This is a genomic window from Myxococcus llanfairpwllgwyngyllgogerychwyrndrobwllllantysiliogogogochensis, assembly GCF_006636215.1.
Taxonomy (GTDB): Bacteria; Myxococcota; Myxococcia; order Myxococcales; family Myxococcaceae; genus Myxococcus; species Myxococcus llanfairpwllgwyngyllgogerychwyrndrobwllllantysiliogogogochensis.
In genome coordinates, this window is record NZ_VIFM01000293.1 from 1 (window position 1) to 13,466 (window position 13,466).

Below are 13,466 nucleotides of genomic sequence, written 5' to 3' on the forward strand. Positions count from 1 at the left end.
GTGTATAAGAGACAGCCCCCAGCGCGCCCGCCACGCCCACGAGGCCGAACAGGCCGACCTGCGAATGCGAGAGCGAGAACGGAGGCGCTCCGAGCAGCAACACCATCGGCGTCCACAAGGTGCTGAACGAGGCGAACATCAACAGCGCGAGCACCGCCCGCACGCGCAAGACGGGTTCCTCCACGAACAACGTGAACACCGAGCGCAGCAGCGCCGAATAGGACAGGTGCGTGCTCACGCGCTCGCGCGGCAGGACACGGACCAGCGCGACGACGAGCAGCAGCGTGGCCCCCGCCGAGACCAGATAGACCGAACGCCAGCCCGCGAGGTCCGACAGGAACCCCGCCACGGTGCGCGCCATGAGGATGCCAATCACCACACCGCTCGTCACCAGCCCGACGACGCGGCCTCGCTCGGCGGGGGCGGCCAGCGTCGCGGCGAAGGCCACCAGCACCTGGATGACGACCGCGAGCAGGCCCACCACCGCCAGCCCCGTGAGCAACACCGCCCCCGTGGGCGCGAGTCCCACGACGACGAGCGCCAACACGGACAAGGACATCTGCACCGCGACGAGCCGGCGACGCTCCACCAGGTCTCCCAGCGGCACCACCAGCAACAACCCCAGGCCGTACCCCACCTGCGTGACAGTCACCACGATGCCCACCAGGGCCGGACGCAACCCCAGGTCCCGCGCCATCGAATCCAACAACGGCTGGGCGAAATAGACGTTGGCGACCGCCAACCCGCATGCCACCGCGAACAACGCCATCACGGCACGCGACAGCGGGGGCGCGGCGTCACCCTCCGACCGAGCGGCCACCTCCTCCACCGGACGCACGTCTCCACCCTCGGCGCTCCGCGCCTCCGCCCCACTCCGCATGAACCACCCGCCGCAATATGGTTTCAAAATGAAACCATCCGGAATTAGCGACGGGGTTTTGATATTTCAACCCGACATGGCGAAGAAGAAGCCTCCCAGTCGGGCGGAGTGCCCTGTCGAGCGGTCCGTGGACATCATCGGCGACGAGTGGTCGCTGCTGGTCATCCGCGACGCGTTCGACGGCGTGCGCCGGTTCGGCGAGTTCCAGAAGAGCCTGGGCATGGCGAAGAACATCCTCTCCACCCGGCTGCGCCACCTCGTCACGCACGGCATCCTGGAGGTCGTTCCCGCCTCGGATGGCAGCGCGTTCCACGAGTACGTCCTGACGCGGAAGGGGCGGGACCTGTTCCAGGTGCTCGTCGGACTGAGGCAGTGGGGTGAACACCACTGCTTCCAGCCGGATGAGGCCCACTCCGTCCTGGTGGACACGGAGCAGGGGCGACCGGTGCGCGCCTTGGAAGTTCGCTCGGAGAGTGGCCGCCCCGTGACGTCGACCGAGACCGTCGTGAAGAAGGTCGCGGAGAAGAAGCCTCGCGCGAAGCGGTGAGCCGTGGCCCTTTCGGAGCCACGGCCCGCGACACGCCCTACCCCTCCGACTGCACTTCGATGGTCGGCTCCATCACCACCTCGGCGGTGATGCTCTGCCCGATGAAGCAGTACTTGTGCGCCTTCACGAACATCTCACGCACCTTCTCCACGTCCGTGCCGGGCGCCACGCGGATGAGCGGCGCGAGCCGCACCTTGTTCACGCGCTTCACCTTCTCCACCGTGTCCAGGAACACCGTCACCTGGTCCTCGTAGGAGCGCACGTCCAGCCGCAGCTTCTTCGCCAGCGCGAGGAACGTGAGCAGGTGGCACTGCGCCACCGACGCGCCCAACAGGTCCTCCGGATTCCAGCGCGCGTCATTGCCTCCGTAATTCGTACCCGAGCTCACGAGCAGGTCCGGCTTGCCGTCCGTGCCAGCCACCGCATCGCGGCTGTACTCGCCCGCGGTTGAACCCTGCCACTTGAGCCGCAGCGGAAACCCTTCCACGTCACACCTCCGAGTCGCGTGTCCTGTGGCATCCAGCATAGGCGCTCGACGTCGGCGCGAAGGCGCCTTCCGCGTGTCACTCCCTCCATCGAGGGAGCGCTTCGTCACGACAGGTCCGAGCCCGCGACTCACGCCCCGCGCAGGTCCGCGCCCTTGGGCACGGGCAGCTTCTCGCCCCGGGCCACGGCCGCGACGATGCGCGCCAGGCGCTCCACGCCGTCCGACAGCGCCGCCGGCCCGGGCTGGAGGATGAGGCTGCTCTTCACCTCGTAGAGCTGGTCATCCAGCACCGCGCGCACCTGGGACCAGCCCGGCCGCGCGGCGATCTTGTCCCGCTTCGCCTTGCGTCCACACCAGCTCGCGATGACGCCGTCCGGGTTGCGCCGCGCCACCTCTTCCGGCTCGAAGATGCGGCCCTTCGCGCCTTGCGACGCCCGCGACTCGCGGCAGATGTCCTCGCCGCCCACCAGCTCCACCAGCTCCGAGCACCAGCGGATGCCGGAGATGAGCGGCTCGTGCCACTCCTCGAAGAAGATTCGTGGCCGTCGCGGCAGCTTCTGCGCCGCCTCCGCGTGTCGCGCGAGGTTCGCCGTCAGCTCGGCGGCCAGCTTCTCCGCCGCCTCCGCGCGCCCCACCAGCGCCCCCGTCACCCGCACCGTCTGCAGTATCTCCGCGAGCGAGCGCTGGTTGAACAGGTACACGGGCACGCCGCGCTTGCACAGCTCACGGCCCAGGTCCGCCTGCAGATCGGAGAACCCCAGCACCAGATCCGGCTTCAGCTCGAGAATCCGCTCGAAGTTCGCGTCCAGGAACGACGACACCCGGGGCTTCTTGCGCGCCTCGGGCGGGCGCACCGTGAAGCCCGACACGCCCACCACCAGCTCCCCCGCGCCAATCCGGTAGAGCACCTCCGTCGTCTCCTCCGTCATGCACACCACCCGCCTCGGGTAGGGCGGCGCGGAAGAAAGCAACTCGGTCAGGTGGACGCTCATGACGCCACCCTAACGCGCTCCACCTCGCTCGGCCGCTCCCTTGAGACGCCCCCACGCCTGCTCGGATTCGTGGCCCTCGCACTCCCAGTCGCTCGCCGTGCCAGTCCAGCCGTCCCAGCTGACACACGCCTCGTATCAAACGATGTCCGGTGCTGGACTTTGGCGCGCCCAGGCCGGTTTCTCGGCGTTTGATGCACTGCGCCAACCTGGCAGGTCGCTTGGGGAGTGGACGATTGCGGTGTTAGCATTCCAGCGCATGTTCGACCGGAGCGTCGTGTGCCTTCCCGGTCGGTGGGGGCAGACATGATCGAAAGCAACGCCCCGACGAATGGCGCCCCACCCGAGCTGGTGGACCCGCTTCTTGGACGGGTCCTCAATGAGCGCTTCCGCATCCTGGAGACCCTGGGTGCCGGTGGCATGGGCCGCGTCTACAAGGCCATGCAGGCGCCGCTGGACCGACTGGTCGCGCTGAAGGTCCTCAACCCTCACTACAACGACGAGGGCAAGGACCCGGGCTTCCAGAAGCGCTTCTTCCTGGAGGCCAGCGTCACCGCGAAGCTGCGCCATCCGAACACCGTCACCGTCATCGACTACGGCAAGACGGACGACGGCATCTACTACATCGCGATGGAGTACCTGGATGGGCTCACGCTCAGCCAGTTGCTCACGCAGATGGGACCGATTCCGTGGGCGCGCGCGCTCAACATCACGCAGCAGATCGCCCGCTCGCTGCGCGAGGCGCACAAGGTCGGCCTCATCCACCGCGACCTCAAGCCCGCCAACGTCATGGTCCTCAACCAGGAGACGGACCACGACATCGTCAAGGTGCTCGACTTCGGCCTGGTGAAGTCCTTCATCGGCGAGAGTGAGGCGCAGCAGGACACGTCGCTCACGCAGGCGGGCATCATCCTCGGCTCGCCGCAGTACATGGCGCCGGAGCAGGCGCGCAACATCGCCGACCCGCGCAGCGACGTGTACAGCATGGGCGTGGTGCTCTATCAGATGCTGATGGGCCAGCCGCCCTTCCTGGCCGCGCAGAGCATCGACGTCATCGTCAAGCACATCAACGAGCCGCCGCCGCCCTTCGGCGCCATCTGGCCCGGCCACGCCGTGCCCGCCGAGGTCGAGGCGCTGGTGATGAAGTGCCTGGCCAAGCTCCCCGTGGAGCGCTACCAGTCCATGGACGAGGTGCTGGAGGCCATGCGCCGAGTCGCGCACGCCGTCGGCGTCAGCGGCGTCTTCAGCGGCCCCCGCCTGACAGGCGTCGGCAGCGGACCTCGCAGCGGCCCCATCAGCGCGCCTGGCTCCGGCCCCAGCACCATGGCGCTGGACATCGCCGTCGAGGAGCCACCCGCGAAGCCCGGCAAGAGCATGGTGCCGCTCGCCATCTTCGGCGGCTCACTGCTGCTGGGTGGCGCCGTCGCGCTGGCGTTCGCGCTGCGCCCCTCCACGCCAATGCCCAAGCCCCTGGCCTCGCCCCCCATCACCGCGACGGCGCCCGCCAACCCGACGCAGCCCCCGGCCGTCCCCACCCAGCCGGCCGCCGCCGCGAACTCCCCGGCGACGGCCGCCCTGGGCGCCGCGGATGATGAGCTGGCGCTGGCGCCGCTCGTGCCCGGCAATGGCCCCACGGTGCGCTTCGAAATCACCAGCGAGCCCAGCGGCGCCCGCGTGCGCTACCGCGGCAAGGACCATGGCGAAACGCCCCTGAACCTCAAGGTGCCCCTGGACGATGATGGCAGCGCCAGCGCGGTGCTGACCTTCACGATGGACGGCTATCAGCCCGTCACCATCACCGCCACGGGCTCCGGTACCAAGCAGCTCGTCACCCAAAAGCTCAAGAAGAAGTCGAGTCCTCCCCGTCCCCCGCGGGCTTCTGACTCGAACGACAAATTCAAGGACAACCCGTACTAGTGAGACACTACAAAGCCCTTCAACGAGTGGGCCTGCTCGCGCTGTGTCTGTGCGCGACGCAGGTCCTGGCGGACGCACGTCTCGAAGCGCGTCGCCACTTCCGCAGCGGCATGAGCCTCATCGGCAAGAAGGAATACGACGAGGGCATCGCCGAGCTGGAGCAGGCCTACGCCATCAAGCCGCACCCCAACGTCCTCTACAACATCGCCCGCGCGTATCAGGACGCGGGCCGGACGGCGGAGGCGCTCGACGCCTACAAGCGCTACGTCACCAGCAGTCCGGCGGACGCGGCCTCCGTGGAGGCCACCATCGCCGCGCTCGAGGAGAAGCAGCGCGCGAGCCAGGCCGCGGCGCAGCCGGAGGACAACTCCGCGCTGCCCATGCCGCCCCCGCCCGCCAGCATCCAGTCGCAGCAGCAGTTGGGCGCGCTCCTGGAGCGGCTGGAGAAGGCGATTGAGCGCGCGGAGACCATGCCCACGACGGGCCCGGGAACCGCGACGCCGTCCACGTATGTCCCGTCGGCGCTGCCCGGCCTCGCGGAGGCGGCGAGCGGTGACGACGGCGCGGTGCCCTACGAGGAGCGCGTGGTGACGGCGAGCCGCCGCGCCCAGTCCTCGCTGGAAGCGCCCAACGCCACGACGGTCATCACCTCCGAGGACATCCGCTTGTCGGGCGCCACCAGCCTGCCGGAGCTGTTGCGGCGGGTGCCTGGCGCGGACGTGATGTCGCTGGGCATCGGCAGCGCCAACGTGTCGCTGCGCGGCTTCAACCAGCGCATCGCCAACAAGGTGCTCGTGCTGGTGGACGGCCGCACCGAGTACCAGGACTTCCTCGGCCTGACGCTCTGGTCCACCATCCCCATCGGCCTGGACGAAATCGAGCGCATCGAGGTCATCCGCGGCCCGGGCAGCGCGCTGTACGGCGCCAACGCCATGCTGGGCGTCATCAACATCATCACCCAGCTCCCGGGCTCCGGTCCCCGCGCGCGCTTCAACGTCACGGCCGGCACCGGCAACAGCGTGGCGGGTTCGTTCCTCAGCCACGGCAACACGGGCGCGCTGCGCTACCGCACGTCGGTGGCGTACTCGCAGGCGGACAAGTGGAGCCGCGACTACGCCAGCAACCGTCCGGACATCGTGCTCAGGGACCCGGACCCGGACATCGGCATGCGCGGCGCGCGCGCCACCCTGTCCGCCGTCTACACCTTCGCGGACGACAAGCAGGTGGGCCTGTCCGGCGGCGTGCACCGCTACACCACGGAAATCTATCCGCTGGGCCTCTTGCGCAACTACTTCATGGACGGCCTGGGCGCCTACGCCAAGGGCGACGTGGAGCTGGGACCGCTCAAGCTGAAGACGTTCTGGAACCACATCTCCGGCAGCGCCGGCCCCCAGTACGAGCCCATTGGACAGCGCTCGCTGGGCACGGACATCAGCTCCAACCTCTTCAACGCCGAGCTGCTCTTCGCGCGCGCCTTCTACCTGGGCGGCGAGCATCAGCTCAACGTGGGCGTCGAGGGACGCCTCAAGCGCGTGGGCTGGGACTACCTGGGCCCGCTGCGCGAGGAGATCCACGCCGCGGCCTTCGTGCAGGACGAGTGGCGGCTGGCCGAGCCCCTGCGCCTGGTCGCAAGCTACCGCGTGGACCGGCACCCGCTGCTGGACGCGGGGACGCCGGGCCTCGCGCACTCGCCGCGCATCTCCGCGCTGTTCATCCCGATTGAAGGCCACGCGTTCCGCATCAGCGCGGCCTCCGCCTTCCGTGAGCCGACGTTCCTGGAGAGCTACACGCGCCTCCTCGTTCCCGTGCAGGGCGTCAACGGCGCCAGCGCGCTCACCACCGGAAACACCGCGCTGCGCCCCGAGCGCCTCACCGCCTTCGAGCTGGGCTGGCGCGGCGAGTCCGCGGAGCTGGGCATGGACTGGGATGTGGCCCTCTACCAGAACCGGGTGAAGGACCTCATCGGCCTGTCCGCCTTCGAGCGGCTGCCCGCCGGCGAGTCGTATGACGCGGCCTCGGGCAACTACCTCATCGGCCGCTCGCGCTTCGTCAACGAGGACTCCATCTACACCGCGCGCGGCGTGGAAGCGGGCCTCACCCTGGCCCCCGTGGACGGCCTGGGCATCAAGGCGAGCGCCGCCTTCCAGAACGTGACGTCGGACCTGGAGGAGAAGGAGGCGTGCGGGCCGTGCAGCCAGGCGCCGCAGCTCAAGCTGTACGGTGGCGTCACCTACCGCACCAAGGCGGACCTGGAGTTCGGCGTGGACGTGGCCTACACCTCGTCCACCACGTGGATTGAGCGCGAGCCCGCCGCGTCGGACCCCACCCGCATCGAACTCTTGTCCAACCCGCTGGGCGCCTACGCCGTCATCAACGCGCGCGTCGGCTACGCGGCGGTGAAGAACACGGTGGACGTCGCGCTGGTGGGCAGCCAGCTCGGCTCCGCGCACTCCCAACATCCTTTCGGCAACCGCATCGAGCGGCGCGTCTACGCGACGCTGACGGTGACTCCATGAGCCGCACCCTCCCTTCCTGGAAGCAGTCGCTGGGAGGCGTCCTCGCCGCGTCCCTGCTCGTCGCGGGCTGCGAGTCCCCCACGGTGGTCCCCACCGCGGACGGACGGCAGAACATCCACACCGCCCGCATCGAGGGCAGCCTCGTCGTGCAGTCGCGCTCGCGGGGCAACGCGGTGGTGTTCATCTACGACGCGGACCGGCCACCTCCGCCGCAGGGCACCGGCCGCCCCATCGCCTTCACCGTCGTTCCGGCCGAGCAGCTCTTCGGCCCGGCGCTCGGCACCGACGCGCCCGGCCCCTTCACCGCGCCGTTCTCGCTCAGCCTCGTCGCGGCGGGGCGCTACACGCTGCGCGGCTTCATCGACGTGGACTCCTGCCGCTCCGGCGCGACGCCCTGCCACTTCTCCGACTTCAATCCCTGGTACGGCGTCACCAGCGAGCCCAACCAGGGTGACGTCGGCGGCGCCGCCGTGGACCCCACCACCGGCATCCCCCTGACGCTGGAGGTCGGCGTGGACCAGGAGGGCCATCCCCTGCCCCTCACCAACGTCACGGTGAGCTTCTCTCAGGCGAGCGCGCAGGTGCCGGTGGACCGGCCCGCGTTCCAGGCCAGCGTCATCGTCGGCGGAGACGCCGTGCTCACCGCGGGCGGGCCGCCCAAGGTGCTGCGCCTGGTGCCCCAGAACATCGAGGGCGGCGCGGTGGAGCAGCGCCCCAAGGCGTTCCTCGTCAGCTACGTGGACGCCAACCGCGACGGCGTCCCGGATGACGCCAACCGCGACGGCTTTGGCGACCTCTGGCCGCGCGTCGTCGTGCGCAAGCTGGCGGACTCCCCCGGGTTGCTCGAGGACAACGACCTGGACCGCAACGGCATCCTCGATGCGAATGGCACCGACTATCCGCACGCCGACGGCACCCGCGATGGTCAGCCGGACCTGGTGGTGCTGGCGGCGGCGCTCGTGCCGGACGCGCTCTACCCGGCACTCACGGATGAGGCTGGAAACCCGCGCATGACGCCCGTCCCCGTGGCGGAGCTGCACATTGGCGTGCAGGCGGTCGCCCTGGATGCTCGGGACCCGGCCGCTCCCGCGCGGTTGGAGGGACTGCCGAAGGGGCGTTACTCAGTGGTGCTGATCCAATCCACCGGGCAGACGTGGCGCGTGCCCAACGAGCTGGCGCCCGCGATTGCCACGGGCATCGGGTTGACCGGGGTGGAGAGCCAGGCGTTCGTGCTCGAGGCCCCCTGATTCCCGCTTCGTCAAGTGGGGTATGGGACGCCCCACGTTCGAAAAACGAGAGGAAGGACGGTGCTTTGACTTCGGCATGTCCTTCCGTCAACATGATTGGGTCTCCAGGGGGACAGCCCCACCAGAGGTTGATGATCCGATGAAGGCCGGCACCCTCCCCTCCCCAGAGCCCGTACCCAACCGCACCACGACGGACCCGGCGCGCCCTCTGGGAGGCCGGACCACCGCGGGCGCGGTGCCCCAGCGTGTCCTGCTGGTGGATGACAGCCGCTCCATCCGGACGCTGCTGAAAATCTACCTGATGGCCCGCAACTTCGAGTTCCTGGAGGCGGAGTCCGCCGAAGAGGGACTGAAGGTCGCCGAGGCGGAGACCATCGACCTCATCCTGACCGACTTCCACATGGACGGGATGAACGGCGCCGACTTCGCGGCGCAGATTCGCGCCAACGCCAACCCCAAGCTGGCCAAGGTCCCCATCCTGATGATGACGGGAGACCCGAACGTGGCGGAGGTCCGCGCCCTGGGTCAGAAGGCCGGCATCAGCGCCTTCGTCCGCAAGCCGGTGAGCTGCGCACAGCTCATGACGCTGGTGGACACCATCCTCCCTCTGCCGCGCAAGTAGTCCCCCAAGCGACTCGCGCCGTCACTCACGCCGGGTTCCGGGCCGCCGAAGCGGTGCGGGCCCGGCGTTTTCGCATCCCCTCTCCCACGCGCACCGCGAACAGCAGCGCCAGCACCGCGCCGTAGACGAGCGGCTCGGTGACGTCCTGCTTCACCCGCCACACGAAGTGCACCACGCCCAACACCGCGGCCACGTAGGCCAGCCGGTGAAGCCGCTGCCACCGGGGAAAGCCCAGCCGGCGCACCCAACGGTTCGTGGAGGTGACGGCCAGCGGCACCAGCAACACCAGCGCGGTGAAGCCCACGGTGATGAAGGGGCGCTTCACCAGGTCCTCCAGCAGCGCCTTCAGTGACATGCCCTGGTCCAGCACCAGGTACGTGAGGAAGTGCGCGCACGCATACGTGAAGGCCAACAGGCCCAGCGTGCGGCGGATGCGCGCGGGCCACGTCCACCCGGTGACGATTCGCAGGGGCGTGCATGAAAGCGACGCCAGCAGCAGCACCAGCGCGAGCAGCCCCGTCTGGTTGAGCGCCGTCTCCACCGCATTGGGCCCCAGCGCGCCTTGAGGCCCCTGCACGGCGAGGAGCGCCAGGGGCGCGAGGCCGCCCACGGCGAGCGCGGGGTTGAGCCACGGATGCGGAGGCGAGGCCATGGCTCAGTAGTTCTTCCGCAGGTCCAACCCCGTGTAGAGGTGGGCCACCTGCTCGGCGTAGCCGTTGAAGGGCAGCGTGGGGCGGCGCTCGAAGCCCTCGCCGATGCGCCGCTCGGTGGCCTGACTCCAGCGCGGGTGCGCCACGGCGGGGTTCACGTTGGCGTAGAAGCCGTACTCCTCCGGCCCCGCGAGGTTCCACGTGGTGAAGGGCTGCTCGCGCGTGAGGCTGATGCGGACGATGGACTTGATGCCCTTGAAGCCATACTTCCACGGGACGACGAGCCGCAGCGGCGCGCCGTTCTGCGCGGGGAGCTGCCGGCCGTACAGGCCCATGGCCATGAAGGTGAGCGGGTGCAGGGCCTCGTCCAGCCGCAGCCCTTCCACGTAGGGCCAGTCCAGCACCGGGCGCGTCTGGCCGGGGAGCTGCTCCGGGTCCATCAGCGTGGTGAAGGACACGTAGCGCGCGTGACTGGTGGGCTTCACCCGGGCGAGCAGCGCGGCCAGCGGGAAGCCCAGCCACGGAATCACCATGGACCAGGCCTCCACGCAGCGCATCCGGTAGACGCGCTCCTCCATGGAGAACCAGGAGAGCAGCTGGTCGATGTCCACCGTCTGGGGCTCATGCACCTCGCCGTCGAGCGTGACGGTCCACGGCCGGGGCTTGAGCAGGTGCGCGAGCCGGGCCGGGTCGTTCTTGTCGAGCCCCAGCTCGTAGAAGTTGTTGTACGTGGTGACGTCCTCGTACGGCGTGCGCGGCTCGTCCGTGTCGAAGACGCCCGTCGCCTTCGCCACGGGCCCCGTCACCTGCCCCGCGTCCGGGACATAGGCGTCCATGGCGCGGCGCTGCTTGCCGCTCAGGAGGTACAGGCCCCCCGCGACGGCGGCGGCGGTGCCGGCGAACAGGCCCGCGTTCTTCAGGAGCTCGCGGCGGCGGAGGTAGAGCGGTTCAGGGGTGACTTCGGAGCCGGGCGGCTCCACGGGCGGCTTGTCGCTCATGCCCCTTTATAACGGGCCCACCCGTCCGGCGGTTACATCGCGGGCGGTGGAGGCGGCGGCGCGCGACGCGTCGGCGCGGGCGTCCTTGACCCGCCACAGTCGCCACCAGGGCGTGCCAGGGGACTGGTGGTGCTCCCAGTGGTAGCCGAAGAAGAAGCAGGACAGCATGGCCCACAGGTGGTTGCGCGGCAGGGTGCGCGCATGGTGGGGCGCCATGTCCGGAGTCTCCGGGCGCCGGTGCGGCTGGTAGGTGCCGAAGTAGAAGAGCTGCAGCGTGCCCAGCACGGCGGGCAGCACCCAGAACGCGAGGATGCGCGGCTGGGAGACTCCCATGAAGACGAAGATGTTGAACTTGGCCGCCATCACCCCCAGCTGCGGGAGCGTGGTGTAGCGGGCCATGAACGTCCCCAGCCACGGCCAGAAGGACTGGGTGCGGGTGGAGAAGTCCGGGTCCGCGTCGCCCGTGGGCTGCTCGTGGTGGGCGTGGTGGTTGAGCACCAGTCGGCGGTACGACAGGCCGGCGAAGAGGAAGCAGGCGACGGTGCCCACCGTCTCGTTCACCCAGGACTGTCGGGCCACCGTGCCGTGCATGGCGTCATGGCCGGTGATGAACAGGCCGGTGCACAGCCATGCCTGCAAGGCGACATGCAGCCAGGTGAGCGGGGAGTCCCAGGGCAGCTCGGGCGACAACAGCATCCACGACAGATGCGTTCCCCACGCGCCCAGGATGACGAGCGCGACGAGGACACCCCAGGGGCCAAGCGGGGCCGAGCGATAGCGGGCCGAGTTCTCCATCTCTCCTGACTCATGGGGCCGGTCCGCCCGCCGCGCACGGGAAACGCACCGCGCGTGGGGGCGAACCAGCGACCGTGGCTACTTCCGCACGCCGGCGTCGGCCGCGGGTGCGGTGGCCTCGCGAACGAGTTCGTCCGCCGTGACGTAGTGGGGCGCGATGTCCACCGGAACGTCCTTCAGGCGCTCCAGCACCTTGCGCACCGGAGGCCGCACCACGCCCATCTTCGCCAGCAGGGCCTCGGCGGCCTTCCGGTCACCCCTGCCCTGGATTTCCATCAGCTGCTTCGTCAGGGAGGCGACGGACTGCCGCATCTTCTCCGGCACCACGGAGAAGGTTCCATCCGCGTTGACCTTCACCGCGCCGGTGTCGAGGAAGTGATTGAGCTGGAGGGCCACGCCCTTGCCGTGCGCCTCGTCCGTGCCGAAGCGGATGGAGCGGAACGCGGAGGCCAGGAACGTCGTGTACATGGTGCGGCCCATCGACTTGTCGATGACCCCCGTGTCCATCAGTCGCTGGAGCGCCCACAGGCCGGAGATGTCCGCCTTGGCCTCCTCGAGCGCGCTGGAGGCCACCTGGAGCGCCTGCCGCACCGTCGTCGCCTTGCCGCCCACGGTGATGTTGTGCGGCCCCAGGCCGTGCATCAGCTCGTGCATCAGGATGTGCGTGAAGAAGGCATCGAAGGCCACGTCCTTCTGGTCCTTCGCGGACAGCGCCACCTTGGAGATGGGCACCAGGACGCGCTCGAACTTGGCCTCCTGCACGTTCTTCAGCATGACGCGCTTGGAGCCCATGGCCTCCGTGACGCGCTCGTCGTTGGGCAGGTTGTACGCCGCCGTCTGCACGCCGCGGTTGGCGTCACCCGAGGAGAAGAGGCTGTTGACGACGCGGATGGGGGCCAGCGCGCCAATCTTCGGATTGCGCAGCTTCGGGTCGATGGGAAGGTTGCTCTCCAATTCCTGGAGGTGGTCGCTGAACTTGGACAGCTTGCCCGTCTCCGCTTCGTCGCGCAGGCCGACGAACGCCTCGAAGGCGGCCTTGTAGTTGAACCAGCCATCCTCGTAGACCTCGTAGGGTCCGACGGTGGGCTCGATGCTCGCGTCCAGCTTCATCCACGCGACTTCGCTGGCGTAGTAGTCGTTGGACAGGAACGCGTCCGCGCGCGAGGTGAGGAACGCCTTGAGCGTGGGCTGCTTCGTCAGCGCGGCGGCCTCGCGGAACAGGGAAGCGGCCAGCGCCAGCTCGCCCTGGTACTCCACGCTGTACGGCACGGTGATGAACTTGCCATCGGTGCCCTTGCGGATGGTGGTGTAGAAGCCGGTGGCCTCCTTCTGCTGCGCCTCGGGCAGCGCCTTTATCCAGGCCTCGACTTCCGCCTTGGTGGAGCCGGCCGGGTAGAAGTTGCCGGCCTCCGGCTTCGGGGGCACACCGGGCAGGAAGGGCCGCCCCTCGTCGAGGCTGTTCCACGGGCCCTTGTCCAACAGGAACGCGTGCAGGCGCGCGCGGCCCAGGGGCGACTCATCCCTCAAGAGATTCAGCAGCACCGTCTCGCTGCCCGCCCAGCGCTGGCGCAGGAACAGCGCGTCCATCAACTGCGAGGCCTGGACGATGCGGCCCAGCGCGCGGCGCTCGTTGTCGGGCAGGGCCTTCAGGTCCACCCGCAGCTCCACCGGAGCGAAGCGCGCGGTGAGCCGCTGCAGCTCCGCGGCGTCGGGGAACGAGGTGGGGGCTTTCTCCTCGGCGACAGCGGAGCCGGACAGCAGCACCGCCCCGAGCAGGGACAGGAGGGTTCGGTTCATGGCTCTTCCCTACTCCAACCC

General features: G+C 69.3%; 12 protein-coding genes. 5 read left to right on the forward strand and 7 right to left on the reverse strand.

Annotated features, from left to right (window positions below; translation table 11 throughout):
- Nucleotides 1-880 (reverse strand): MFS transporter (locus tag FJV41_RS41830; RefSeq protein ID WP_141648219.1); only part of this gene is annotated, 880 nt, incomplete at its 3' end.
- A 76-nt stretch (nucleotides 881-956) separates the two neighbouring features.
- On the opposite strand from FJV41_RS41830, the gene FJV41_RS41835 reads away from it, so the two are divergent.
- Nucleotides 957-1,427 (forward strand): winged helix-turn-helix transcriptional regulator, encoded by a 471-nt coding sequence (locus FJV41_RS41835; protein WP_141648220.1) that lies wholly within the window; start codon nucleotides 957-959, stop codon nucleotides 1,425-1,427.
- A gap of 37 nt (nucleotides 1,428-1,464) precedes the next feature.
- Here FJV41_RS41835 and FJV41_RS41840 read toward each other — a convergent pair whose 3' ends face one another.
- The gene (locus FJV41_RS41840) at nucleotides 1,465-1,914 is read right to left on the reverse strand and encodes an OsmC family protein (protein ID WP_174457609.1); all 450 of its coding nucleotides are present in this window, start codon (nucleotides 1,912-1,914) and stop codon (nucleotides 1,465-1,467) included.
- 128 nt (nucleotides 1,915-2,042) lie between these two features.
- Nucleotides 2,043-2,906: an ABC transporter substrate-binding protein gene (locus tag FJV41_RS41845; protein ID WP_141648222.1), complete on the reverse strand. Its 864-nt coding sequence runs from the start codon at nucleotides 2,904-2,906 to the stop codon at nucleotides 2,043-2,045.
- Between the two features lie 303 nt (nucleotides 2,907-3,209).
- On the opposite strand from FJV41_RS41845, the gene FJV41_RS41850 reads away from it, so the two are divergent.
- From FJV41_RS41850 to FJV41_RS41865, 4 genes are all read left to right on the forward strand, one after another.
- Entirely contained in the window at nucleotides 3,210-4,820 is a 1,611-nt protein-coding gene (locus tag FJV41_RS41850) for a serine/threonine protein kinase (RefSeq protein ID WP_141648223.1), read from the forward strand.
- Nucleotides 4,820-7,336, forward strand: coding sequence for a TonB-dependent receptor domain-containing protein (locus FJV41_RS41855; RefSeq protein ID WP_246137754.1), 2,517 nt, complete (start codon nucleotides 4,820-4,822; stop codon nucleotides 7,334-7,336). The genes FJV41_RS41850 and FJV41_RS41855 overlap by 1 nt, the downstream gene beginning before the upstream one ends.
- Nucleotides 7,333-8,583, forward strand: coding sequence for a YgdI/YgdR family lipoprotein (locus FJV41_RS41860; RefSeq protein ID WP_141648224.1), 1,251 nt, complete (start codon nucleotides 7,333-7,335; stop codon nucleotides 8,581-8,583). Before FJV41_RS41855 ends, FJV41_RS41860 begins: the two co-directional genes overlap by 4 nt.
- 139 nt (nucleotides 8,584-8,722) lie before the next feature.
- On the forward strand, nucleotides 8,723-9,205 hold the full coding sequence (locus tag FJV41_RS41865; RefSeq protein ID WP_141648225.1) for a response regulator: 483 nt from the start codon (nucleotides 8,723-8,725) through the stop codon (nucleotides 9,203-9,205).
- Between the two features lie 25 nt (nucleotides 9,206-9,230).
- Here the strand turns inward: FJV41_RS41865 and msrQ are convergent, their stop codons facing one another.
- From msrQ to FJV41_RS41885, 4 genes are all read right to left on the reverse strand, one after another.
- Entirely contained in the window at nucleotides 9,231-9,857 is a 627-nt protein-coding gene (msrQ, locus tag FJV41_RS41870; RefSeq protein WP_141648226.1) for a protein-methionine-sulfoxide reductase heme-binding subunit MsrQ, read from the reverse strand.
- A 3-nt stretch (nucleotides 9,858-9,860) separates the two neighbouring features.
- On the reverse strand, nucleotides 9,861-10,853 hold the full coding sequence (msrP, locus tag FJV41_RS41875) for a protein-methionine-sulfoxide reductase catalytic subunit MsrP (RefSeq protein WP_141648227.1): 993 nt from the start codon (nucleotides 10,851-10,853) through the stop codon (nucleotides 9,861-9,863).
- Nucleotides 10,854-10,859: 6 nt separating this feature from the next.
- Nucleotides 10,860-11,648: a fatty acid desaturase gene (locus tag FJV41_RS41880; protein WP_141648228.1), complete on the reverse strand. Its 789-nt coding sequence runs from the start codon at nucleotides 11,646-11,648 to the stop codon at nucleotides 10,860-10,862.
- A gap of 78 nt (nucleotides 11,649-11,726) precedes the next feature.
- Nucleotides 11,727-13,445 carry a DUF8614 domain-containing protein gene (locus tag FJV41_RS41885; RefSeq protein ID WP_141648229.1) on the reverse strand — a complete coding sequence of 573 codons (1,719 nt, stop codon included), beginning with the start codon at nucleotides 13,443-13,445 and terminating at the stop codon, nucleotides 11,727-11,729.
- Nucleotides 13,446-13,466: the final 21 nt, after the last annotated feature.

What these genes read in the sequence shown, in the direction of transcription:
- FJV41_RS41835 (WP_141648220.1), top strand. Translation starts at nt 957, where the DNA reads ATGGCGAAGAAGAAGCCTCCCAGTCGGGCGGAGTGCCCTGTCGAGCGG.
- FJV41_RS41845 (WP_141648222.1), bottom strand. Translation starts at nt 2,906, where the DNA reads ATGAGCGTCCACCTGACCGAGTTGCTTTCTTCCGCGCCGCCCTACCCG.
- FJV41_RS41850 (WP_141648223.1), top strand. Translation starts at nt 3,210, where the DNA reads ATGATCGAAAGCAACGCCCCGACGAATGGCGCCCCACCCGAGCTGGTG.
- FJV41_RS41860 (WP_141648224.1), top strand. Translation starts at nt 7,333, where the DNA reads ATGAGCCGCACCCTCCCTTCCTGGAAGCAGTCGCTGGGAGGCGTCCTC.
- FJV41_RS41865 (WP_141648225.1), top strand. Translation starts at nt 8,723, where the DNA reads ATGAAGGCCGGCACCCTCCCCTCCCCAGAGCCCGTACCCAACCGCACC.
- msrQ (WP_141648226.1), bottom strand. Translation starts at nt 9,857, where the DNA reads ATGGCCTCGCCTCCGCATCCGTGGCTCAACCCCGCGCTCGCCGTGGGC.
- msrP (WP_141648227.1), bottom strand. Translation starts at nt 10,853, where the DNA reads ATGAGCGACAAGCCGCCCGTGGAGCCGCCCGGCTCCGAAGTCACCCCT.
- FJV41_RS41880 (WP_141648228.1), bottom strand. Translation starts at nt 11,648, where the DNA reads ATGGAGAACTCGGCCCGCTATCGCTCGGCCCCGCTTGGCCCCTGGGGT.
- FJV41_RS41885 (WP_141648229.1), bottom strand. Translation starts at nt 13,445, where the DNA reads ATGAACCGAACCCTCCTGTCCCTGCTCGGGGCGGTGCTGCTGTCCGGC.